The organism is Flavobacterium sp. 9AF (assembly GCF_902506265.1).
Classification (GTDB): domain Bacteria; phylum Bacteroidota; class Bacteroidia; order Flavobacteriales; family Flavobacteriaceae; genus Flavobacterium.
Genome location: NZ_LR733556.1, coordinates 2,546,321 through 2,571,635, shown reverse-complemented (window position 1 = coordinate 2,571,635; position 25,315 = coordinate 2,546,321). Strand labels below are relative to the sequence as shown.

Genomic DNA, 25,315 nt, shown 5'->3' with positions numbered 1-25,315 from the left:
TTGATTGGCCTTTCACCCCTACCCACAGGTCATCCGAAGACTTTTCAACGTCAACCGGTTCGGACCTCCACTATGTGTTACCACAGCTTCATCCTGCCCATGGGTAGATCACACGGTTTCGCGTCTACCATTACTGACTCAAGCGCCCTATTCAGACTCGCTTTCGCTACGGATCCATACCTGAAGTACTTATCCTTGCCAGCAACGGTAACTCGTAGGCTCATTATGCAAAAGGCACGCCGTCACCCCACGAAAGGGCTCCGACCGCTTGTAAGCGTATGGTTTCAGGATCTATTTCACTCCGTTATTCACGGTTCTTTTCACCTTTCCCTCACGGTACTGGTTCACTATCGGTCTCTCAGGAGTATTTAGCCTTAGCGGATGGTCCCGCCAGATTCACACAGGGTTCCACGTGCCCCGCGCTACTCAGGATACTGCTATCTATATCTTCTCTTACTTATACGGGACTATCACCCTCTTTGGTTAACCTTTCCAGGTTATTCTAATTCAATCCGCATAGAATATCGCAGTCCTACAACCCCAAAATTGCCGTAACAACTCTGGTTTGGGCTAATCCGCGTTCGCTCGCCACTACTTACGGAATCACTTTTGTTTTCTTCTCCTCCGCCTACTTAGATGTTTCAGTTCAGCGGGTTCGCCCTCCTATCGGAGTAATGCATCTTCAATGCATTGGGTTGCCCCATTCGGATATCTACGGATCAATTCGTATGTGCCAATCCCCGTAGCTTTTCGCAGCTTATCACGTCCTTCTTCGCCTCTGAGAGCCTAGGCATTCCCCATACGCCCTTATTTTGCTTATTGTACTTACGTTTTAAAGTATTACTTACGTAACACCCAAAAAATTTGTGCTTTCTATTATATTTTTGTATCTTTTCTCAATATGTCAATGAACTTTTATCACTCTCGTGATTCGTGGAGAATATCGGAGTCGAACCGATGACCTCCTGCGTGCAAGGCAGGCGCTCTAGCCAGCTGAGCTAATCCCCCAATTTAAATTCAGAATTATGAATTCAGAATTATGAATTGTGAATCCCAACCTCTAGAATTTCCTCTAAATCTTAAAATAGTAGTCCCGGGCAGACTCGAACTGCCGACCCCTACATTATCAGTGTAGTACTCTAACCAGCTGAGCTACGAGACTCTGTATTTTAGATTCTTTTTTTTGAACTAACAGCGAGAGTAAAACCCCTAAATTAAATAACTATTATCTTTTCTCTAGAAAGGAGGTGTTCCAGCCGCACCTTCCGGTACGGCTACCTTGTTACGACTTAGCCCTAGTTACTAGTTTTACCCTAGGCAGCTCCTTGCGGTCACCGACTTCAGGCACCCCCAGCTTCCATGGCTTGACGGGCGGTGTGTACAAGGCCCGGGAACGTATTCACCGGATCATGGCTGATATCCGATTACTAGCGATTCCAGCTTCACGGAGTCGAGTTGCAGACTCCGATCCGAACTGAGACCGGTTTTAAAGATTCGCATCCTATCACTAGGTAGCTGCCCTCTGTACCGGCCATTGTAGCACGTGTGTGGCCCAGGACGTAAGGGCCGTGATGATTTGACGTCATCCCCACCTTCCTCACGGTTTGCACCGGCAGTCTCGTTAGAGTTCCCGACTTCACTCGCTGGCAACTAACGACAGGGGTTGCGCTCGTTATAGGACTTAACCTGACACCTCACGGCACGAGCTGACGACAACCATGCAGCACCTTGAAAGACGTCCGAAGAAATACCTGTTTCCAAGTACGTCGTCTCCCATTTAAGCCCTGGTAAGGTTCCTCGCGTATCATCGAATTAAACCACATGCTCCACCGCTTGTGCGGGCCCCCGTCAATTCCTTTGAGTTTCACACTTGCGTGCGTACTCCCCAGGTGGGATACTTATCACTTTCGCTTAGCCACTCAATCCGAAAACCGAACAGCTAGTATCCATCGTTTACAGCGTGGACTACCAGGGTATCTAATCCTGTTCGCTACCCACGCTTTCGTCCATCAGCGTCAATCGTTTGTTAGTAACCTGCCTTCGCAATTGGTATTCCATGTAATATCTAAGCATTTCACCGCTACACTACATATTCTAGTTACTTCACAAAAATTCAAGCCCTACAGTATCAATGGCAGTTTCCTAGTTGAGCTAGGAGATTTCACCACTGACTTATAAGGCCGCCTACGGACCCTTTAAACCCAATGATTCCGGATAACGCTTGGATCCTCCGTATTACCGCGGCTGCTGGCACGGAGTTAGCCGATCCTTATTCCTACAGTACCGTCAAGCTCCCTCACGAGGGAGTGTTTCTTCCTGTATAAAAGCAGTTTACAACCCATAGGGCCGTCTTCCTGCACGCGGCATGGCTGGATCAGGCTTGCGCCCATTGTCCAATATTCCTCACTGCTGCCTCCCGTAGGAGTCTGGTCCGTGTCTCAGTACCAGTGTGGGGGATCTCCCTCTCAGGACCCCTACCCATCATCGTCTTGGTAAGCCGTTACCTTACCAACTAACTAATGGGACGCATGCTCATCTTGTACCGTTGGAACTTTAATAATCAGAAGATGCCTTCCGAAGATACTATGAGGTATTAATCCAAATTTCTCTGGGCTATCCCCCTGTACAAGGTAGATTGCATACGCGTTACGCACCCGTGCGCCGGTCTCAAGGAAGCAAGCTTCCTCTACCCCTCGACTTGCATGTGTTAGGCCTGCCGCTAGCGTTCATCCTGAGCCAGGATCAAACTCTTCATCGTATGTTTTTAATATTGTACGATAATTCGCTAACTTAATTCTTTTCGCGTCTTACTCTCTTAAATTTTACAATCTAAATCCTAAGATTTAAATCGTGCTGTCAATCCAATATGTCTATGAACGTGTCTTCTTGTTTTTCGCTTGTTTCTTAAAGCGGGTGCAAAAGTACAACTTATTTTTAATCTGGCAAGTTTTTTTGAAAAAATTTTTAATTTTTTTTCTTCAAACTTAAACCCAAAATTTCAAATGAACGTCGCAACTATTTGCGGGTTGCAAAGGTAAATCCTTTATTTGATTCTGGCAAATTTTTTTTGAATTTTTTTTTCGTTTTTTTTACCAATCTTAACCTCGCAGCTAATCTATCAATTCCTTTATGAACTTCCCTGTTAATGCGGGTGCAAAAGTAATTCTTTTTTTGAAACTAACAAGCTTTTTTTAAAAAAAAATTTTCTTTTTTTTCTTGCCTTAACTTTCGTTAACTGTTTCAAAATTTCTCAATGAACTTGCCTGTATTGCGGGTGCAAAAGTAGTATCTTTTTATTACAATCCTAATCTTTTTTAAACTTTTTTTTGCTGAATTTTTCTTTACATTGATTACAAGCAACTTACAAAATAAAAAAATACAACTTTTTATTTTATTGCTTAAAACAATCCCCTTTTTAACGATTTTCTAATAACATGACTGTACTATATATATGATATAAAAAAAAGACTCTTGAAAAACAAAACCACTCGCTTAGCCCCGATTGTAGTGGCATCCTTTTTATTTTTTTACCTAAAAATAAAAAGATAACATGACTGTACTATATATATGATATAAAAAAAAGACTCTTGAAAAACAAAACCACTCGCTTAGCCCCGATTGTAGTGGCATCCTTTTTATTTTTTTACCTAAAAATAAAAAGATACAACGAAAAGCGGGAACATAAATCTTTATCTTACCTAAGCCGTGCTCCTGAAAATTAATAAAATAGTATACCTATATATATTGTGTTTGTTTTTCTATTGTATTATATTTGCACCTCATTAAATTTTAACAAATGATAAAGATTACTTTACCGGATGGTTCGGTTAAGGAGTTTGCAAATGGCACAACTCCTATGGATGTCGCTTTGAGTATAAGCGAAGGTTTAGCAAGAAATGTAATTTCAGCTGCTTTTAATGGTGCAACCGTTGAAACCTCTACTCCACTAACCACCGATGGTTCTCTTGTATTATACACTTGGAATAACGATGAAGGCAAGAAAGCATTTTGGCATTCTACATCACACGTTATGGCTCAAGCATTGGAAGAATTATATCCTGGCATAAAATTAACGATTGGTCCAGCAATTGATAATGGCTTTTATTATGATGTTGATTTTGGAGATAAAAAGATTACAGATGCGGATTTTAAGAAAATAGAAGATCGTGTTTTAGAAATTTCAAGAGAAAAACATGAATTTAAAATGCGTTCGGTTTCCAAAGCAGAAGCTTTAGCCATGTATAAGGACAATGAATTTAAGACTGAATTAATTGAGAATTTAGAAGATGGCACAATAACATTTTGCGATCATGCTACTTTTACAGATTTATGCAGAGGAGGTCATATTCCAAACACAGGAATTATTAAAGCTATGAAAATACTTTCTGTAGCAGGTGCATATTGGAGAGGAAACGAAAAGAACAAGCAATTGACTCGAGTATATGGAATTTCATTCCCTAAGCAAAAAGATTTGACCGAATATCTTCAATTATTAGAAGAGGCTAAAAAAAGAGATCATCGTAAATTAGGAAAAGAATTAGAATTATTTCATTTTTCCCAAAAGGTAGGACAAGGGCTACCATTATGGCTACCAAAAGGAGCTGCTTTACGCGATCGTTTAGAGCAATTTTTGAAAAAAGCGCAGAAAAAAGCAGGTTACGAACAGGTGGTTACTCCACATATTGGTCAAAAAGAATTATATGTTACTTCTGGGCATTATGCTAAATATGGTGCAGATAGTTTTCAACCCATTCACACACCTGCAGAAGGAGAAGAGTTTTTATTAAAACCTATGAATTGTCCACATCATTGTGAAATATACAATGCGCGTCCATGGTCGTATAAAGATTTACCAAAACGTTATGCAGAATTTGGAACCGTTTACAGATATGAACAGAGTGGAGAATTACATGGATTAACTCGTGTTAGAGGTTTTACGCAAGATGATGCTCATATTTTTTGTACACCCGATCAATTAGATACTGAATTCAAAAATGTAATTGATTTGGTTCTTTATGTCTTTGGTTCTTTAGGATTTGAAAATTTTACAGCTCAAGTATCTGTGAGAGATTTAGAAAATCCAGATAAATATATAGGAAGTGTAGAAAACTGGGAAAAAGCAGAAAATGCCATCATTAGCGCAGCAAGAGATAAAGGCTTGAATTATGTCATTGAACCAGGTGAAGCTGCATTTTACGGCCCAAAATTAGACTTTATGGTTAAAGATGCTTTAGGTAGAAGTTGGCAATTAGGAACGATTCAAGTAGATTATAATTTACCAGAGCGTTTTGAATTAACATATAAAGGTAGTGATAACGAATTACACAGACCAGTAATGATTCACCGTGCGCCATTTGGAAGTATGGAACGTTTTATTGCCATTTTATTAGAGCATACAGCAGGAAATTTCCCCATTTGGTTAATGCCTGAACAAGCTATAATATTGTCTTTGAGTGAGAAATATGAAAATTATGCTCAAAAAGTTTTAAATTTGCTAGAAAATTACGAAATTCGCGCCCTATTAGACAATAGAAATGAAACTATTGGTAAAAAGATACGTGAAGCAGAAACGCAAAAGTATCCTTTTATGTTGATTGTTGGGGAGGAAGAAGCGAAAAATGGCACTATTTCCGTAAGAAGACATGGTGATGATGGAAAATCAAATGAAACAATGACTGTTGAAGCATTTGCTGAAATAGTTCAAGAAGAAATAAATAAAACATTAAAACAATTCTAAGTTTAACTTAAATTTTTAAAGCCATAGCAATTAAAAACAACAGAGGTAGTAATCCTCGCGAAGAAAAGAAAGCGACACATCGAATTAATAATTTAATTCGTGTTCCTGAAGTACGTTTAGTAGGTGAAAACATTGAACCAGGAATTTACAAAATTAGTGAAGCATTACGTCTTGCAGAAGAGCAAGAAGTAGATTTAGTAGAAATATCTCCTAATGCTGAGCCACCTGTTTGTAAATTGATGGATTATGGTAAATTTCTTTATGAGCAGAAAAAACGTGAAAAGATGCTAAAAGCAAAATCTTCTCAAGTTGTTATTAAAGAAATCCGTTTTGGTCCGCAGACAGACGAACATGATTATGAGTTTAAAAAGAAAAATGCCATTAAGTTTTTACAAGATGGGGCAAAATTAAAAGCATTTGTTTTCTTTAAAGGACGTTCTATTATATATAAAGAGCAAGGACAAATTCTTTTACTACGTTTGGCTCAAGAGCTTGAGGAATACGGCAAAGTAGAACAATTGCCTGTTTTAGAAGGAAAACGAATGATTATGTATTTAGCTTCAAAAAAGAAGGTAAAATAAGAAAATGACATCTTGTTTAGGTATCTAAAGAATCCTTAGCAAGTTTTGATAAAATATAAGTAAGACAAATTAAATACAGGAAGAAAATGCCTAAAATGAAAACAAAATCTAGTGCTAAGAAACGTTTCAAAGTTACTGGTTCTGGAAAAATTAAAAGAAAGCATGCTTTTAAGAGTCACATTTTGACTAAAAAATCTAAAAAGCGTAAATTAGCTTTAACTCATTCTACTTTGGTTCACAAAACAGATGAGAAGAGTATTAAACAACAATTGAATATTATTTAATTTGTTGTTTAGGTTTAAATAAATTAATAACCCTGGAGTGGGCGAATTGAAATTACAATTCAAAAGTGTTTAAAAACCGCCTTACTACAAAAAACATTTAAAATTATGCCAAGAGCAAAAAACAGAGTAGCTAGTAGAGCTAGAAGAAAAAGAATATTAAAACAAGCCAAAGGATTCTTTGGAAGACGTAAAAACGTTTGGACAGTAGCTAAAAATGCGGTAGAAAAAGCAATGGCTTATGCTTATCGCGATAGAAAGCAAAAAAAGAGAAACTTCCGTGCTTTATGGATTATGCGTATTAACGCTGGTGCAAGATTACACGGTATGAGTTATTCACAATTCATGGGTAAAATTAAAGCTAACAATATCGAATTGAACCGTAAAGTTCTTGCAGATTTAGCTATGAATCACCAAGAAGCTTTCGCAGCTATCGTTAAAAAAATTAAATAATACGTCAAACCAGTTTATCTTACTTATATAGAAGTCCCAATCATTAGATTGGGATTTTTATTTATATTTGAATTAAAAAAATGAAAAAAATACTTTGCTTTCTTTTTTCTCTATTCATAATAGTAAGTTGTGAAAAAAGAAAACAGGAATCGATTGAATTAGAACAAGACATTGAAATAAGTAATGACAGCTTAAAAGAGGTAGAAATAACTACTTTAGATACTATAAAATCAAAAATTCCAAAACAATTATTATCTTCTATTGAAAAAGACTATAAAGACAAACAGTATATTATTATCGATTTTTACCTTGGTTTAATAGATAATAATGAAACAGAAGACGCTGTAGTAATTATACAAGAGAAAGATAAGTCCTCCGAAATATCTGAAAGTATTTTAGTATATCAAAACATCTCTAACTCGTATGTCTTAATGGCACATAATCGTTCTTTGATAACAGAAGAATACTATTTTTCTTCAGATGAACCAACAAATGGGTCTAAAGAAATTGAAATAAAAGATCATTATATAAAAATAAGGATGTTTTGTTATGGTCCTTGTGGTAATACATTTTTAGATTTTAAATTTGAAAATGATGATATCCTATTAATTAATTTTTCAACTTATGATATAGGTGCAGGTTCCCAAATAGAACAAGAATATGATGTTGAAAATGATATTGTAAAAATTATTACAACAAATACCATGACAGATGATATGGAAGTTACTGAAGAAGAGTTTGCATTTAATTATAGTAAAGGTAAAAGTATTCGATTTATAGATTTAAATACCAAAGACCTCTTCAAAGCGTTAATTAATTTAGAATCAAAAAATATTTTATAGCAATTTTAATTTTTTCCAAATTGGAAACAAAAAAACAATTACATCCAAGAAACAAACATAATTCTGGTTATTCATTTCAAGAATTAATAGCTACAAACCCTTCATTAAAGGAGTTTGTCTTTATAAATAAATACGGCAATGAAACCATCGATTTTGCAATACCAGATGCGGTTAAAGCTTTAAATAAAAGTTTATTATTATCCTATTATAATATTTCATTTTGGGATATTCCAAAAACGAACCTTTGCCCTCCCATTCCAGGTAGAGCAGATTATATCCATTATATTGCAGATTTATTAGCTGAATCAAATAAAAAAATAATTCCAAAAGGAAGAATTATAAAAGGTTTAGATATTGGTGTGGGAGCTAATTGTATTTATCCAATTATAGGTAACAGTGAATATGGTTGGCAATTTGTTGGAACAGAAACTGATGTTCCCTCATTAAAATCCTGTGCTCAAATTGTAGAAAAAAATGCCTCATTACAAAAAGATGTCACTTTAAGAATTCAGTCAAACAAGAGAAATATATTTAAAAATTGCATTCTTGAAAACGACCGTTTTGATTTTGTTATTTGCAACCCACCATTTCATAATTCTAGAGAAGAAGCTACAAAAGGTACGCAAAGAAAACTGAAAAATTTAGGCAAAGCTCAAGAAGGTAAACCCATTCTTAATTTTAGTGGACAAAATAACGAATTATGGACCGAAGGAGGCGAACTTGCATTTGTTACCAATATGATTTATGAAAGTGCTCATTTTAAGAAACAATGTCTTTGGTTTACCTCTTTAGTCTCAAAAAAAGAAAATCTAAGGTCTTTTTACAACCATTTGAAAAAAGTAAATGCCCTAGAAATTAAAACTATTGAAATGAAGCAAGGAAATAAAATAAGTCGTTTTATTGCTTGGACATTTTTAAATGAAGAACAAAGAGAAAATTGGTCAATAATCCATTGGAAATAAAAAAGGCTTCTTTTTTAAGAAGCCTTTTGGAAATATTATCGTTTTATAACCTTACTAACCGCTGTACCTTCATTTGCGTCTATTTTAAATAAATAAATTCCCAATGGTAATGTCTCAATATTTAAGGTTTTATTTGAATAATTTAACGATTCATTCAGTAAAATTCTACCATTCATATCAATTATTTGTAACTGAGGATTTGTTAAAGCGTTAAATTGAATAGTTACCTCATTTCTTGTTGGATTAGGATAAATATTTAATTGATTATTTATAGCAAAATCAGTTGCACTTAAAAATGGCGAACAATTGTTACCTGTAACAATTGGCGATCCTGAAATCCAATTTGACGTTACACCATTTAATGAAAAATCTGTTAATGTTCCATTATAACCATTTCCAGAAGCATCTGTTAAAGTGATTACACTATTATTGTTTTCGCTATCCACACCTTGATTAAATTGATAATAAGCAACTAATCCAGTTTGAGTGCTAGGATTAGCTAATTCACAATTTTGATTATTTTGAAGTTCAGACAGAGATAAAGGCCTATTCCATACACGTACTTCGTCTAAATTCCCTTGATAAAAATCAATGGGAGTGGGTAAATCATTAATTTCTCTAGCACTTAAGCCATTACTTTTGGAATTATATTTATTCGTCAAAGGTGGAGCAAAATATTTATAACCATTTGCCCCAAGAAAAATACTTTGTGAACTAAGAAAATTTATATCAGTAGTACCCGTTACATCAAGAACACCATCCACATATAAAAAGACATTGTTATTTGTAGCATCTGTTTTCACAATTGCTATATGATGCCAAACATTATCATTAACAGTAATATTCCCAGTAATTACATCATTACCATTACTGCTAGGTCCATAAATAGTGTGAACTATTAATCTTAAATAACCATTTGCAATAGTTATTCTAGTTCTATTAAAATCATTACCTGTATCAACATCATCATCCCTCATCCAAGAAAATAAACAAGCATCTGCACTAGTTGTATTCGTTTTTATCATCGCTTCAAAAGTGAATGCTTCAGGTCTTTCAAAATTATTTAAGACCACAAAATCGTCAATACCATCAAAATTTAAATGAGATGCCGCTGCTATAAAAGATTTAAACCATAAGTCATATTCATTGTAAGATTGACTATTATAAACATACAATGTTCCATTGGCATAAGTACCAGTCGCACCATTAGTAGTTCCTAAGAAAATTCCACTACCTGTAATACCGTCTAATCGTATAGTGTATGTCGCATTTGCAGAAATAAGAATGTTAGATGTAATAGGTATTATATATTCTCCATCAGCTGGAGAAGTATTCAAAGTGAAATTTTCAGTACCAAGAATAGTTCCATTATAACCTTCTCCTTCATAGATGGTTAATTGAAATTCTCCAGCAACGTAATAACTTGCGTCATCATTATAAAATACATTTATTTGAACTAATCTACCTGTTAATCCAGCAATAAAAGATTGTCCTACGTTTTGAGTAGGAGATACAACAAAACCACCTCCACCTGTTCCTGCAGGTGTATTGAATTGATCTAAAATTTGTCCAAAGGAAATTAAATGAACAAAAAGTACCATTAATAATAAGTAATGTTTTAGTTTCATAAGATTAGAGCTTTATATTTATAAAGCAAAATTAAACTAAAAAAAAAGACTTTTTAGTTTTTTGGGACGGAACGCAGAAGTTTGTATATTAATTTCAAAGTAAATTAAATTTAAAATGGAATATATTATGTTTTTTGTTTTTTCTTTCTAGCCGCAGGAAATAATACATTATTTAAAATAAGACGATATCCAGGAGAATTTGGATGCAAATCTAAAACTGTAGGAGCATCACCTACATGGTGTTGATAATCTTCTGGATCATGTCCTCCATAAAAAGTAAACATCCCTTTTCCTTTTGTACCATGAATATATCTTGCTTCTCCATTAATTTTACATTCACCTAAAGTTAACACATTAGCTTTTACAGTACTTGCATTAAAAGCTGTAGTTTGCCCCATAAAACCTTTTACTAACTGGGTATGATTTTGGCAGAGCATGGTGGGAATTGGATCCCATTTTGCTGAAAAATCCATTAGAGAAAAATAATCTTTTTCAAAAGGAACTCTTTTTTTTACTCGATCTTCAGTAGTATCAATATTTGAAAATTCGTATTTTTCAGGATTTCTCTCAAGAATAAAATCTTTAAAAGCAAATGAATTGGTATAATCTATCCTTGTTTGATAATTAGGCGTACTAGGATCTCCATCAAACATAGACTCACAAATATCTACACCTTCAGCTGCTAATGCAATATCAAAACTATCTGTCGCAGAACACATGGCAAACATGAATCCTCCTCCAATAACATAGTCACGAATTTTAATTGATACAGCTAATTTTTCTTCTGAAACTTTAGAATAACCCAATTTTTTAGCTAAATCTTCCGCTTGTTTTTTTTGTTCAATATACCAAGGTGCATTTCTATAAGCTCCAAAAAATTTACCATATTGTCCAGTAAAATCTTCATGATGCAAGTGCAACCAATCATATAAAACCAATTGATCACTTAAAACTTCTTCATCATATATTTCAGTATAAGGAATTTCTGCATAAGTTAAAACCATAGTTACTGCATCATCCCAAGGTTGTTTGCCTTTAGGTGTATAAACAGCAATTTTAGGTGCTTTTTCTAACACAACAGTTTCCATATTTTGGGATGGACTACTTATTTCTTCTAAGATTGAATTGGCAGCAGCATCTGATAAAATTTCGAAACTCACGCCTCTTATTTGACATTCTTTTCTTATAACACCATCGTCGGGTAAAAGGAAAGCCCCTCCACGATAATTGAGTAGCCAACTCACTTTATAACTTTTATCTAAAGCCCAATAGGTTATTCCATAGGCTTTTAAATGATTTTGTTGTCCCTCAGCTTCCATTGGCAACAAAATAAAAGAGGCATTCGCTGAAAAAGTGAATAATATAAATACTATGAAAAGATATTTTTTCAATGCAACAACAGTTTTTTCAAAGATAAATAAAATGTTATATATTGAATTTAAAAATATCATAAATTAATAACTAAGTTAAATCAAATTATGATTTACATTTTATCAGTTATATTCTTTAAAGTTACAATTTTATTTTGAATAGCATAAACAACTAATCCTGCTATATTTTTAGATTCCGTTTTTAGCAACAAATTGTTTCTATGTCCATCCACAGTTCTCGGACTAATAAATAGTTTTTCAGCTATTTCATTGGTACTTAATTGTTCACAAATGAGTTCTAATATTTCTTTTTCTCTGGTAGTGAGGTATTCTTCATCAAAAGTACTTTTGGTTTTCTTTGTACCAAAAATTAACCCCTCATGAATAATACTCATAATTAAATCGTTGTAATAAAAACCTTTGGATGCCACTTCATTAATGGTAGAAATCATTTCTTTGGGTGAGGCATTTTTGACTAAGTAGGAAGAAGCTCCTTCTTGAATCATATTGATGATAAACGGTTTAGTATCATAACTTGTTAAAGCTATAATTCGTATTTCTGGAAATTTTTTATGAACTTTTTTTGTTGCTTCTACACCATTTAGCATAGGCATTTTTAAATCCATTAAAATAATATCAGGTAAATTGTCTTGATTTTCGTTTAAATAATTGACCAATTCTTCACCGTTAGAAGCTTCATAAATAATTTCGATGTTACTTTCTCTCTCCAGCATAAAAAGAATTCCCTTTCTAAAAAGAAGTTCATCATCTGCTAAAATAATTTTTATAGTGCTCATTGTCGATCGATTTTAATCAAAATATTTTGATTTCATTAAAAACTTAAAGTTACTTGTACTCCTTGGTTAACTGCACTATCAAATTTAAATTTACCATCTAAAAATTCTACTCTACTTTCTATATTTTTCATTCCTAATCCTTTTTTGGCATTTTCCTTTTGCATATCAAAACCTACTCCATTGTCTTTATATTTTAATAATCGATTTTTTTTCTTCTTTTCCAAATAAATATCAATTTTTGTTGCTTTACCATGTTTAATAGAATTATTAACTAATTCTTGAATAATTCTAAAAAGATGCAAATGCGTTTTTCTATCAATTTCATCAAAGATTTCCTGTTTAAATGGATTAGAATAATTTACCATAAGGTCACCTGGAATAGTATAATTACTACAAAGTTCTTCAATTGCCACATGAATTCCAAATTCTTCAAAGATTGGTGGCAATAAATCATGAGAAATTCTTCTGGTACTTTCTAATACTTTAGCAGAAACATCAACAATATTAGACGTTATATTTTTAATTTCTTGCTCAGAAAGATTAGGAACTGTTAAGAAATGACTGTTTAATGAAATAATGTTTATTTTAGAACTAATATCATCGTGCAAATCGCGTGCTATCCTTTTGCGTTCTTTTTCTTGTGTAAGAATCGCTGCATTCAACATTTCTTTTTGGTATTTAATCTCTAAGTCTTTTTTTTCAATTTCTTTTTGAATAATTTTTTTTCTGGAATAATAGATAAAGACCAATAGAGAAACCGTTAATAAAATAAAAGCAATAAAAGTGTAAACAATTGCTGATACAAGTTCTCTATCATTTATCATAATTTAATTCCTTTTTATTGTAAAAAATTTCCTTCCATTCTAGCAGTATAAATATTTGATAAATTATATAAAGAAAAGAATTTAAAATCCATATTATCTCACTTGAAGCAAGTTCTAATCTTGTAATTAAATTCCCAGAAATAAATAATACTGTACTACCAAACAAATATAATAGTATTCCAGTATTTAAATAATAATATTCTTTCTTTTCATTTAGAATATTATAAAAATGAAACATAGAAAAAATAATAATAAGGAATGAGGTAATAAAAATTTCAAACAAATTAAACTTATCAAATGACTCAAAGTTTAAATAATATTGTAAACTGAGTATTCCTAAACAAAGTGGTACGGTAATTTTAATTATTTTCCTTTGAAAAGAATTATTTAAAATTTTGTAATAAAAAAGACTTAAAAGAAGAAATTGAATGATAAAATAAAAATGAGACAAATAAAGATTATTTTCTTTTAAATACTGTAAAACACTTACAAATATTTGGATAACTAAAATACTTAATAAATAAAAACTAAAAATTTTGATAGGTGTATCAATTCACTTACTCCTGCCTCTCAAACCAATATTGCTTGTAATGGTGGATCAAATGGTGCTGCAGCTGTGAATGTAGCAACTGGTGGTGCTGGTGGATATACTTATAATTGGACTCCTGGTAACCCAACTGGTGATGGAACTCCTTCTGTAACCGGTTTAACTGCTGGTACATGGACTTGTACTGTAACCGATGCGAATAGCTGTACTACTTCTGTTAACTTTACAATTACACAACCAACAGCTTTATCCCTTACTCCTGCTTCTCAAACAGATGTAGCATGTAATGGAGAAGCGAATGGTGCTGCGGCTGTGAATGTAGCAACTGGTGGTGCTGGTGGATATACTTATAATTGGACTCCTGGTAACCCAACTGGGGATGGAACTCCTTCTGTAACTGGCTTAACTGCTGGCACATGGACTTGTACTGTAACTGATGCGAATAATTGTACTACTTCAGTTAACTTTACAATTACACAACCAACAGCTTTATCCCTTACTCCTGCTTCTCAAACAGATGTAGCATGTAATGGAGAAGCGAATGGTGCAGCAGCTGTAAATGTAGCAACTGGTGGTGCTGGTGGATATACTTATAATTGGACGCCTGGTAACCCAACTGGAGATGGAACTCCTTCTGTAACCGGTTTAACTGCTGGCACATGGACTTGTACTGTAACCGATGCGAATAGCTGTACTACTTCAGTTAACTTTACAATTACACAACCAACAGCAATTGACAATACAATTTCTGAAAACACAACAGGAATTCTATCAGCAAATGCTAGTGATGCAGGTATGACTTACCAATGGTATGAATGTCCAAATACATTATTAGTTGGAGAAACCAATCAAGATTTTACACCTTCAAGTCTTGGAGATTATAAAGTTTCTATAACTTTTAATGGATGTAATGTAGAATCAACTTGTTATACCGTTACAGCCTTAGATATAAAAGGATTTGAAAACAATATTAATTTTATCATTTATCCAAACCCTAGTAATGGAATAATTACAATTGAATCGGATAAAGAAGATGATTTTGTAATAGTAAATCAACTAGGTCAAACTGTTAGAAATTTCAAGGTGGTTTCGAATATTGAAAACAATATTAATATTGATAATTTAGCAGATGGTATCTATTTTATCAAGAGTTTATCGAACAATCAAATGAAAGCTCAGAGACTTATAATTAAAAAATAATGATTACTTTTAACTAACGATAATTTTAAAAGTGGTTGTTATGAATTCTCGTAACAACCCTTTTATTTTTTTATCAGTATTACTGCATTAATAACCAATCCAAACATTATGGAAAGAAGAAATTTTGTAAAAAAAATGAGTGCCTTTACAACTGGTTCACTTTTATTATCGGGTTCCAATTTATACTCATTTGAAACAGAAAAAAAAATTAATAATAAGATAAATTTATCATCAAGTTTTTCAAATAGAGAGATTATTCTTAAAGGTAATTTTGTTGATGCGATAACTTTAGAACCAATTAATAAAGTTTCCATGAAAATAAAACCTCTCAAAAGTAGATTATCATATGATCAATATTTAGAGACTGAAGATAGCTTTTATGAAATTAAAACTGGCTTTTCTAGTATAAACAATAAAGTTATAGAAAAAATTGAAATTGAAATAACTGCTGAGGGCTATAAACCATTAATAAGTGAAATATATTTATCAAAATTTGGTTGCAATATACATTGCTCTATTTGGAAATATAATCCAAATTTAAAAATTGAAGATAGTCCAAAAAATGATTTTAGAGAAAATTATACTTTATCAAAATTTAATTTTCATTTAATAAAATAATAATGACAAACAAAAAGAGATTTCAAATTGAAATCTCTTTTTTTATTGATTTTTTTAAAAAGGTACATCAGAATCATCATCGTCAGAATTAAAACTACTGCCAAAAGCTTCATTTGGAGAAGGTAGATTAGGTGTTGCGAATGGGTTTTGATCATCTAAATTCATTTTAGAAGGTAATTCATCAAATGGAGAACTAAAATCATCTAGATTATCAAATTTTCCTAAACTTCCCACAAATTTCAATCGGATGTTATCTAAACCACCATTTCTATGTTTAGCTACAATAAATTCCGCTTGACCTTGAGTAGGGCTTCTTTCCTCATCATCCCATTCATCAATTTTATAATATTCTGGTCTATATATAAAAGATACTATATCTGCATCCTGTTCAATAGCTCCCGATTCCCTTAAATCTGAAAGCAAAGGTCTTTTACTTGAACCACGTGTTTCCACAGCACGAGATAACTGAGAGAGGGCAATAACAGGCACATTTAATTCTTTAGCTAAAGCTTTTAAATTCCTAGATATAGTTGAAATTTCTTGCTCTCTATTACCTCCTCCTTTTCCATTTCCTCCTGCTGTCATCAATTGAAGATAATCAATTACAATCATTTTAATTCCATATTGAGAAGCTAATCGTCTAGCTTTGGCACGTAAATCAAAAATCGATAAAGAAGGTGTATCGTCTATATACAAAGGCGCTTTTTCTAAATCTTTTACTTTAATAGACAATTGTTCCCACTCGTGTTTTTCTAATTTTCCAGTACGCAATTTTTCAGAAGACAAACCAGTTTCTGAAGAAATCAATCGAGTAATTAACTGTACTGACGACATCTCAAGAGAGAAAAAAGCAACAGGCGCTTGATAATCAATAGCCATATTTCTAGCCATAGATAGTGTAAAAGCCGTTTTACCCATACCAGGACGCGCAGCAACAATAATTAAATCGGATGGTTGCCAGCCAGAAGTTAGTTTATCTAAATCATGAAAACCGGTAGGAATACCACTCAAACCTTCTTTCCCTGCTATTTCTTCAATTCTTTTTTTGGCTTGAATAACCAAACTTTGAGCCGTTTCTGAACTTCTTTTAATGTTTCCTTGCGTTACTTCGTATAATTTAGATTCTGCTTTATCTAACAAATCAAAAACATCAGTCGTTTCATCATATGATTCCTCAATAATTTCACTAGATATTTTTATTAAACTTCTTTGGATAAATTTTTGTAGTATAATTCTAGAATGAAATTCGATATGTGCGGAAGAAGATATCTTTTGGGTTAATTGAATCAAATAAAAATCTCCTCCCGCTAAATCTAATTTACCATTTTTCTTTAATTGAGCAGAAACCGTAAGTAAATCTATAGGTTGTGTATCATTAAACAATTGCACAATAGCCTCAAAAATATACTTGTGCGATTCCTTATAAAAAGCATCTGGTTGTAAAATATCAATTACTTCATCAACTCCTTTCTTATCAATCATCATTGCACCTATCACAGCTTCCTCTAAATCAACTGCTTGTGGAGGCAATTTTCCTCTTTCTAAATTAATTATAGTCGTTTTATCTACTTTTAAAGGACTACTATTTCTGATATTTTCCATAACGCGAAGGTAACCAAAATTTAACTATTTTGAATTGTAATTATTAATATCGGTCTGTTAAAAAACTGTTTATAACCTCTTTAACTTTGTTTATAACGCAAAAAAAATCCGAAACAATCATGCTTCGGACTTAAAATCGAAGGCAAAATGAATTATTCTTTAAATTCACCCATTTTACTATATTTATCCATACGTTGCATTATCAAATCTTCTGTTGATAACTCTTTCAATTCGTTATATGCTTTAGTAATGTATTTTTCAACTGTTCTGAAAGTGGTTTCTCTGTCATGATGCGCTCCTCCTAATGGTTCAGGAATAATATCATCAATCAATTTTTGTTTTTTCATATCTGTAGCAGTCAATTTTAAAGCTTCAGCAGCTTGCTCCTTATATTCCCAACTTCTCCATAAAATAGAAGAACAAGACTCAGGTGAAATAACTGAATACCATGTATTTTCTAACATATATACTCTATCACCTACTCCAATACCTAAAGCACCTCCAGAAGCTCCTTCTCCCACTATAACAGTAATAATTGGCACTTTAAGGCGAATCATCTCCAAAATGTTTCTAGCAATAGCTTCACCTTGACCTCTTTCTTCAGCCTCTAATCCTGGATAAGCACCTGGAGTGTCTACTAAAGTAACTACAGGGATTCCAAATTTTTCTGCCATTTTCATCAAGCGTAATGCTTTTCGATAACCTTCAGGATTTGCCATACCAAAATTACGATACTGACGCGTTTTAGTATTATATCCTTTTTGTTGACCAATAATCATATAAGATTGACCATCAATCTTTCCCAATCCTCCTACCATTGCTTTATCATCTTTAAAAGCACGGTCTCCGAAAAGTTCTAAGAAAGTATCTCCACACAATGCCTTAATATGATCCATAGTATAGGGACGATTAGGGTGTCTTGACATTTGAACACGTTGCCATGCAGTCAAATTCTTATATATATTCTTCTTAGTTTCTTCTAATTTTTTTTCTATTTGTTGACAGGTTTGAGTAACATCAACATCTGATTCTTGGCCAATGATAACACATTTATCTAATTGGTCTTCAAGTTCTTTGATAGGTAATTCAAAATCTAAATATTCCATTGGACTAAATTTTGGGTTTCGTTTGTCTTTACAAAGATAAAATTTTCAAATTAATTAACGTTGTATTGACGCTGATTTAGTTTTCTTTTTTTATAATTTTTAACAACACCATTAGCAATAACTGTTGCTAGAATAATGAATGCTCCCACATAAAACATAGAATTCATGTGCTCGGAGTCACTAAATATAACTAAGGCTAGAATAATTCCATAAATTGGTTCTAAATTAATGGTTAACATAACCGTAAAAGGACTTATAATTTTCATCACTTTTACAGAAGCCGAAAAAGCATAAGCAGTACATATAGATGAAAGCACTAGTAACCAAATTAAATCTTTAGTAGATAAAGAAAAAAAAGAGGCATCAAACTTTTGATTAAATAACATAATACAGCTTAAAAATAGTACACCAACACCTAATTCATAAAAAGAAATAATATTTGCATTGTATTCTTTAGCATATTTTCCATTAATTACAGAGAAAAGAGCAGATAAAAATGCGGAAGTTACAGCAAGATAGATACCCATTTTATACTGCGTTTCAACTTTAAAAATAATACTTAAACCAATTACAGTTATAATTCCAAACAAGACTTCATAACCCACCACTTTTCTTTTGTATAAAATGGGTTCAATTAAAGAAGCAAAAAAAGCCCCAGTAGACAAGCATGCTAAAGTTATAGAAATGTTAGACACTTTTATAGCTTCATAAAAAGTAAACCAATGTCCAGCAATTATAATTCCTGATAATGCAAATCCTACAAAAGTTTTCAAAGAAATTTTAACAGATTGCTTTTTTAATCCTATAAATAAAGCAATAAAAATAGTTGCAAAAAACATGCGATACCAAACTAAATCTAATGCTTTTAGAGAAATTAGTTTTCCTAATATAGCCGTAAATCCCCAAATAAACACAATTAGATGAAGATGCAAATAATTCTTTAAATAGTTACCTTTTTGCATTGCGAAGTAAATAAAAAGCTAAAGTACCAAAAACAATATTAGGAATCCAAACTGCTAACAATGGTGAGAAATCTGAATTTTCTGCTATAGTACCAAATACTTTGTCAAAGAAAATAAATGTAAATGCAATTACAATTCCAATTGCCAAATTAACTCCCATACCTCCTCTTCTTTTCATAGAGGAAACTGCTACTGCAATAATAGTTAAGATAAAAGCCGAAACGGGTAAACTAAATTTTTTATACAATATAACTTGATATGCATTAATACGAGTATTTCCCTTTTTCTTTTCTTTATTAATAAAAGAGTACAATTCGCCAATAGTCATAGTTTCTGCTATATAAAAAACGGGGGTCAACTCATCAGGAGCGAAACTATAATTAACCTCTTTTTTCTCACTTGATTCTAAAATGTCATTATTTATACCTACATCTCTCTTTATATAATTATACAAAGTATAATTTTTATTTTTTTCATTATATTTTATTCTATTAGCATTTACTTTCTCTACTAACTTGTTGCCTTTAAATTTTTCATAAGTAAAATTAAAACCTGTTTTAGATAAAAAATTATAATTACTTATATAAATATATTCACCTTCACTTATTTGTCTAAATATATCAGATGTTTCCATCGTTTTACTACTATTTCCTCTCAAATAGGTATTCCTAAAATCCAAAAATCCTTTACTTGCTTTTGGCACCAAGAAAAAACCCATCAATAGAGCAAAAATACAAACGATTGTTGCTCCAATTAAAAATGGTCTTAAAAAACGCTGGAAAGAGATACCCGAACTTAATATAGCTATAATTTCAGTATTATTCGCTAGTTTAGAAGTGAACCAAATAACGGATAAAAACAAAAAAATAGGGAATAATAAATTGGCAAAATAAATAATAAAATCTCCATAATAGACAACAATTTCATTAAAAGGAGCTTTCCGCTCAATCATTCTGTTTACTTTTTCTGAAACATCAATAACAATTCCAATTGGAATGAATAAAAGTAACATTACAGAAAATGTAACCAAATAACGTTTTAAAATATATTTGTCTATTAATTTCATTTTGCAATTTGCTTTATAATCGTTGACTCATTTGAATAACCATCTTATCTTTCCATTCTCTAAATGTACCCGCGAGAATTTGTCTTCTCGCTTCACGTACTAACCACATATAGAAGCCTAAATTATGAATGGTTGCAATTTGCTTTCCTAAAAATTCATTAGCAGCAAATAAGTGTCTTAAATAAGCTTTTGAATATTCTAAATCTACCCAAGTATGCCCCATTTCGTCAATGGGTGAAAAATCTGCTTCCCATTTTTTATTCTTAATATTTATAGAACCGTTTGCCGTAAATAACATTCCATTTCTAGCATTTCGAGTAGGCATTACACAATCAAACATATCGATTCCTAAAGCAATATTTTCTAAAATATTTATGGGTGTACCAACTCCCATTAAATACCTTGGTTTATCTTCTGGCAAAATAGCTGTAACAACCTCGGTCATGGCATACATTTCTTCTGCGGGTTCTCCTACAGATAATCCTCCAATAGCATTTCCTTGTGCACCAGCATTCGCTATATATTCAGCAGATTGTTCTCGTAAATCTTTATAAGTACTTCCTTGAACAATTGGAAAAAAAGTTTGTTCATATCCATATTTAAAAGGCAATTTATCTAAATGCGTAATACATCTATCTAACCAACGATGTGTCATATGCATCGAACGTTTTGCATATCGATAATCACAGGGATAAGGGGTACATTCGTCGAAAGCCATGATAATATCTGCTCCAATGGTACGCTGTATTTCCATTACATTTTCTGGAGAAAAAAAATGATACGAACCATCGATATGAGATTTAAATTTTACACCTTCTTCTTTAATTTTTCTATTCGAAGACAGTGAATATACTTGATAACCTCCTGAATCAGTTAAGATATTTCTATCCCAATTCATAAACTTATGCAAACCTCCTGCTTTTTCTAAAATATCCGTTTGTGGACGTAAATACAAATGATAGGTATTTCCTAAAATAATATCTGGATTAATATCGTTTTTCAACTCTCTTTGGTGCACTCCTTTTACCGATGCAACTGTTCCAACTGGCATAAAAATAGGTGTTTCAATAACACCATGATCTGTCGTAATTTTTCCAGCTCTTGCTTTACTTTTTGGGTCTTTACTTAATAATTCAAACTTCATATAAAAATTTTACAGGGCAAATATAATTGTTTTCCAAACGAAGATTTATAATTTATACTATTATTTAACAGATAAGAACAGAAATGACATCATAATTATAGAAGATTTGATAAAAAATATGTAACTTAAAAAAATTAAAAAAGTAAGAACTTTGTATGAAACTTATTTAAATATTCTATCATGAAAAATATAAAAAATCCAAAAGAAAGTGAAATTGAGTCTAATTTAAAAGACTTAAACTATCCTGCATCTGAAGACATCTATAATCAAGACAAAAAAGAAATGGATGTGGATCCAGAAGACACTTCTAAAGTTAAAAAAAATCCTCAAGCTATTGATAAAACTGTAACTTTGGGTGCTGATTTAGATGTTCCAGGAGCTTCCTTAGACGATCAACAAGAAGCCATTGGAAGTGAAGATGAAGAGAACAACTATTACAGTCAGGCAGACACAAAATAAACAATACTATGATGTCTATAAAATCTACAAATCCTTTTACATTAGAAATTTTAAAGTCTTTTGACGAAATGACTAATGAACAAATTGATCATGCTCTTGAAAAAGCACATACTGCATATTTAAACTGGAGAACAAGTAGTTACCAAGAAAGGGCTACTATTTTAAACAAAGTAGGTACTATTTTACGTTCCAAAAAAGCAGAATTATCCAAATTAATTACCTTAGAAATGGGAAAACTTTTAGCACAAGCTGAAAGCGAAATTGATTATGCTGCTTCTATATTTGAATATTATGCAAAACATGGTGAAACATTCCTTAAAGATGAAAAAATAGAGGTTGATTCAGGTGAAGCTTATATAAAAAAAACACCTATTGGTGTTTTATTAGGAGTTGAACCATGGAACTTTCCGTTTTATCAGGTAGCTCGTTTTGCAGCACCCAATATCATGATTGGAAATACTATTGTATTAAAACATGCTTCTATAGTACCTCAATGTGCTAAAGCTATTGAAGATATTTTCAAAGAAGCTGGTGCTCCTGAAGGCGTATATACCAATTTATTTGTAAGAGGTTCCAAAGTAACTAAACTTATTGCAGACAAACGGATTCAAGGTGCCTCTTTAACTGGAAGTGAAAAAGCAGGTTCTGAATTAGCCATGATGGCTGGAAAATATATAAAAAAATCGGTATTAGAATTAGGAGGAAGTGATCCTTTTATTGTTTTAGAAGATGCTGATATTGAAAGGACCGTTTCTTTAGCTATAAAAGGGAGAACAGTTAACAATGGACAAAGTTGTATTGCGGCCAAACGCTTTATTGTGATGGAAAAAATTGCTTCCGAATTTTTAACTCAATTTAAAACCGCCATGAGCAAGTTAAAACTTGGTAATCCTTTAGAAGCGGATACAGAATTAGGGCCTCTCTCAAGTGAAAATGCACTTGAAACTATATTAAAGCAGGTAGAAACTGCTGTTTCAGAAGGGGCAAAAATTGAAATTGGTGGAAAAAGAGCGAAGCTAAAAGGGGCTTTTATAGAACCGACAATTATTAGTCATATTACGCCAAAAATGAAAATCTATAAAGAAGAACTTTTTGGACCAGTAGCTAGTTTTTATATTGTTAAAACTGTAGAAGAAGCTATAGCTTTGGCTAATGACACTGAATTTGGTTTAGGAGGCTCCGTATTTACAAAAGATATTGAAAAAGGAAAGGAAATAGCACATCAAATTGATTCTGGAATGGTTTTCATCAATCATCCTACTAAATCTTCAGTCGAACTTCCATTTGGTGGTACCAAAAGATCTGGTTATGGAAGAGAAATGTCACCGTTAGGTATTGATGAATTCGTAAATAAAAAATTAATTCGCATTCTTAAAGAAGGTGAAAGCTTATAAAGAATTTCTTTTATAAATTTTAATTAAAGTAAAATTCAAAAAACATAAAATACAATCCTTTTTTTATTTGTTTCTTTGCAACATAACAATTGTATTTTATGTTTTCTTTTTTGAAGTCGTTTACCAAATTTGAAAAAATCATTCTTCTAACAATATTGGTTGTATATATTCACAACTTGTTTTTAGATATTATGGCTGTAGATGCAGCACAATATGCAGGAATTTCAGCTGAAATGGCTCAAACCAATTCCTATTTAGAAGTCAAAGAATTTGGAAAGGATTATTTAGATAAACCTCCATTATTGTTTTGGCTCTCAAGTACTAGTATAAAGATATTTGGTAGTTCAAATTTTGCTTACAAACTACCTTCTTTTCTATTTTTACTGTTTTCCTTGTATGCTTTATACCGCTTTTGTATCCTTTATTATACTCCAAAAATAGCCAAATATGCCTTATTCATATTAGCAACCTCTCAAGCTTATTTTTTAATGACCAATGACGTACGAACAGACGCTATTTTAACCTCTTGTGTTATGGTTAGTTGTTGGTTATTTGGACTGTATTTCTCCTTTGGAAAAATAAAGCATCTTATTTTTGCTTCTGCATTTATTGGACTGGCCATGTTAGCGAAAGGCCCAATTGGATTGGTAGCTATCTTGTTCCCTATTGGCATACATCTTATTTATAAAAAGCAATGGAGGCATCTATTTTCATTCCAATGGCTTTTAGCAGTACTTGTTGTGGCATTAGTATTATTTCCCATGTCGTATGGTTTGTACCATCAATTTGATTTACAACCCGATAAAATTACAAATGGAATCAAAGGACAAAAAGGATTGTATTTTTATTATTGGTTGCAAAGTTTTGGAAGAATTACGGGTGAAAATATTTGGAACAATAATACTCCTTGGCATTTCTTTATAGGAACTAGTCTATGGGACTTTTTTCCATGGTTTTTCCCTTTACTATTTGCAGTATACTTTAAGATAAAGCAATTATTTTTTGATAAAAAAGCAAGTCCTGAAATTATCAGTTTTGTTGGTTTTACCGCTTTATTTTTCTTTTTATCACTATCTAAATACAAATTACCACATTATGTTTTTGTAACCTTTCCTTTTGCAGCTATTTTAGTTGGTGAATATCTATCCAAAATTTCAATGAAAAGCATGAAAAATTGGATTGTAGTGAATGTAAGTTTTGGCTATATCGTTTTGATACTTCTTATTATATATCCAATTCTTTTTTTTAAAGAAAATTATTTTCTGCTAATTATTTTAATACTAATACAAATTTTCATTCTTTTCTTTTTCAGAAAGAAATCTGAAGATTTTATTATACAATACATTAGTCCCATACTCATTTTAAATGTATTAATGTCCTTTCTATTTTACCCAAAATTAGTCACCTTCCAATCAGATGCCATGGCTGCAAAATGGATTCGAGAAAATCATCCTTCAGAAAAGGTCGTATTATATAATAAATCTTCCCATTTATTTAATTTTTATTCCCAAAATTCGTTTACCAAAGTCATTGGTAAAGAGGAATTAAAAAATTGTAATGAAAAAACTTGGATTTATATAAATGAAGAAGAATTAAAAGACATAGAAGATTCCAATTTGAAAATAATTTCCAAAAAAGCATTTAATCAATATCGCATCACCATTTTAAAACTGAATTTTTTATTAGAAAACAAGAGAAAAGATGTTTTAAATTACCGATATTTAATCCAAATAGATCAATAG

The 25,315-nt window shown here is 32.2% G+C and carries 20 protein-coding genes, 2 tRNA genes and 2 rRNA genes (1 of these 24 only partly in view); 11 read left to right on the top strand and 13 right to left on the bottom strand.

All coding sequences use genetic code 11. The features are described from left to right. The 4 genes from HALO113_RS11785 to HALO113_RS11770 form a co-directional block, all read right to left on the bottom strand. Positions 1-822 (bottom strand): 23S ribosomal RNA (locus tag HALO113_RS11785) (it extends 2,053 nt beyond the left edge of the window). A gap of 112 nt (positions 823-934) precedes the next feature. Then, positions 935-1,008 (bottom strand) — tRNA-Ala (locus HALO113_RS11780). An 80-nt stretch (positions 1,009-1,088) separates the two neighbouring features. After that, positions 1,089-1,162: transfer RNA gene (locus tag HALO113_RS11775), tRNA-Ile, on the bottom strand. Between the two features lie 78 nt (positions 1,163-1,240). After that, a 16S ribosomal RNA gene (locus HALO113_RS11770) occupies positions 1,241-2,758 on the bottom strand. The 16S and 23S rRNA genes sit together here with 2 tRNA genes alongside, the layout of an rRNA operon. 1,038 nt (positions 2,759-3,796) lie before the next feature. On the opposite strand from HALO113_RS11770, the gene thrS reads away from it, so the two are divergent. The 6 genes from thrS (at position 3,797) to rlmF (ending at position 8,856) form a co-directional block, all read left to right on the top strand. Then, positions 3,797-5,737: a threonine--tRNA ligase gene (gene thrS, locus HALO113_RS11765; protein ID WP_159779201.1), complete on the top strand. Its 1,941-nt coding sequence runs from the start codon at positions 3,797-3,799 to the stop codon at positions 5,735-5,737. A gap of 29 nt (positions 5,738-5,766) precedes the next feature. Next, complete coding sequence (gene infC, locus HALO113_RS11760; RefSeq protein ID WP_159779607.1) at positions 5,767-6,318, top strand: translation initiation factor IF-3; 552 nt, start codon at positions 5,767-5,769, stop codon at positions 6,316-6,318. 86 nt (positions 6,319-6,404) lie between these two features. Beyond that, positions 6,405-6,602 (top strand): 50S ribosomal protein L35, encoded by a 198-nt coding sequence (rpmI, locus tag HALO113_RS11755; protein WP_130736572.1) that lies wholly within the window; start codon positions 6,405-6,407, stop codon positions 6,600-6,602. Between the two features lie 105 nt (positions 6,603-6,707). After that, positions 6,708-7,052, top strand: a complete 345-nt coding sequence (gene rplT / locus HALO113_RS11750) for a 50S ribosomal protein L20 (RefSeq protein WP_159779200.1) — start codon at positions 6,708-6,710, stop codon at positions 7,050-7,052. An 80-nt stretch (positions 7,053-7,132) separates the two neighbouring features. Continuing rightward, a complete protein-coding gene (locus tag HALO113_RS11745; RefSeq protein ID WP_159779199.1) occupies positions 7,133-7,894 on the top strand; it encodes a hypothetical protein in 762 nt (253 codons plus the stop codon). Positions 7,895-7,914: 20 nt separating this feature from the next. Next, the gene (rlmF, locus tag HALO113_RS11740; RefSeq protein WP_236554664.1) at positions 7,915-8,856 is read left to right on the top strand and encodes a 23S rRNA (adenine(1618)-N(6))-methyltransferase RlmF; all 942 of its coding nucleotides are present in this window, start codon (positions 7,915-7,917) and stop codon (positions 8,854-8,856) included. 35 nt (positions 8,857-8,891) lie between these two features. Here the strand turns inward: rlmF and HALO113_RS11735 are convergent, their stop codons facing one another. The 4 genes from HALO113_RS11735 to HALO113_RS11720 all read right to left on the bottom strand — a co-directional run bounded on the left by HALO113_RS11735 (position 8,892) and on the right by HALO113_RS11720 (position 13,475). Next, a complete protein-coding gene (locus HALO113_RS11735; protein WP_159779198.1) occupies positions 8,892-10,484 on the bottom strand; it encodes a T9SS type A sorting domain-containing protein in 1,593 nt (530 codons plus the stop codon). 125 nt (positions 10,485-10,609) lie between these two features. Continuing rightward, positions 10,610-11,803, bottom strand: coding sequence for an asparagine synthetase B (locus HALO113_RS11730; protein ID WP_370519382.1), 1,194 nt, complete (start codon positions 11,801-11,803; stop codon positions 10,610-10,612). 164 nt (positions 11,804-11,967) lie between these two features. Further along, positions 11,968-12,651, bottom strand: coding sequence for a response regulator transcription factor (locus tag HALO113_RS11725; RefSeq protein ID WP_159779196.1), 684 nt, complete (start codon positions 12,649-12,651; stop codon positions 11,968-11,970). Positions 12,652-12,686: 35 nt separating this feature from the next. Continuing rightward, positions 12,687-13,475 (bottom strand): sensor histidine kinase, encoded by a 789-nt coding sequence (locus HALO113_RS11720; protein WP_159779195.1) that lies wholly within the window; start codon positions 13,473-13,475, stop codon positions 12,687-12,689. Positions 13,476-13,995: 520 nt separating this feature from the next. Between HALO113_RS11720 and HALO113_RS11715 the strand changes: the two genes are divergently transcribed. Beyond that, positions 13,996-15,222, top strand: a complete 1,227-nt coding sequence (locus HALO113_RS11715) for a T9SS type A sorting domain-containing protein (protein WP_370519381.1) — start codon at positions 13,996-13,998, stop codon at positions 15,220-15,222. Between the two features lie 108 nt (positions 15,223-15,330). After that, a complete protein-coding gene (locus tag HALO113_RS11710) occupies positions 15,331-15,840 on the top strand; it encodes a hypothetical protein (RefSeq protein ID WP_159779193.1) in 510 nt (169 codons plus the stop codon). 54 nt (positions 15,841-15,894) lie between these two features. Here the strand turns inward: HALO113_RS11710 and dnaB are convergent, their stop codons facing one another. The 5 genes from dnaB to tgt form a co-directional block, all read right to left on the bottom strand. Continuing rightward, on the bottom strand, positions 15,895-17,442 hold the full coding sequence (dnaB, locus tag HALO113_RS11705; RefSeq protein WP_159779192.1) for a replicative DNA helicase: 1,548 nt from the start codon (positions 17,440-17,442) through the stop codon (positions 15,895-15,897). A 152-nt stretch (positions 17,443-17,594) separates the two neighbouring features. After that, on the bottom strand, positions 17,595-18,548 hold the full coding sequence (locus HALO113_RS11700) for an acetyl-CoA carboxylase carboxyltransferase subunit alpha (protein ID WP_159779191.1): 954 nt from the start codon (positions 18,546-18,548) through the stop codon (positions 17,595-17,597). Positions 18,549-18,598: 50 nt separating this feature from the next. Then, positions 18,599-19,510, bottom strand: a complete 912-nt coding sequence (locus HALO113_RS11695) for a DMT family transporter (protein WP_159779190.1) — start codon at positions 19,508-19,510, stop codon at positions 18,599-18,601. Continuing rightward, positions 19,497-20,576, bottom strand: a complete 1,080-nt coding sequence (locus HALO113_RS11690) for an LptF/LptG family permease (RefSeq protein WP_159779189.1) — start codon at positions 20,574-20,576, stop codon at positions 19,497-19,499. Before HALO113_RS11690 ends, HALO113_RS11695 begins: the two co-directional genes overlap by 14 nt. Before the next feature lie 13 nt (positions 20,577-20,589). Further along, a complete protein-coding gene (gene tgt, locus HALO113_RS11685; protein ID WP_159779188.1) occupies positions 20,590-21,720 on the bottom strand; it encodes a tRNA guanosine(34) transglycosylase Tgt in 1,131 nt (376 codons plus the stop codon). A gap of 180 nt (positions 21,721-21,900) precedes the next feature. On the opposite strand from tgt, the gene HALO113_RS11680 reads away from it, so the two are divergent. The 3 genes from HALO113_RS11680 to HALO113_RS11670 all read left to right on the top strand — a co-directional run bounded on the left by HALO113_RS11680 (position 21,901) and on the right by HALO113_RS11670 (position 25,315). Continuing rightward, on the top strand, positions 21,901-22,179 hold the full coding sequence (locus HALO113_RS11680; RefSeq protein WP_159779187.1) for a hypothetical protein: 279 nt from the start codon (positions 21,901-21,903) through the stop codon (positions 22,177-22,179). An 8-nt stretch (positions 22,180-22,187) separates the two neighbouring features. Then, on the top strand, positions 22,188-23,573 hold the full coding sequence (locus tag HALO113_RS11675; protein ID WP_370519369.1) for an NAD-dependent succinate-semialdehyde dehydrogenase: 1,386 nt from the start codon (positions 22,188-22,190) through the stop codon (positions 23,571-23,573). 98 nt (positions 23,574-23,671) lie between these two features. After that, positions 23,672-25,315, top strand: coding sequence for a glycosyltransferase family 39 protein (locus tag HALO113_RS11670; RefSeq protein WP_159779186.1), 1,644 nt, complete (start codon positions 23,672-23,674; stop codon positions 25,313-25,315).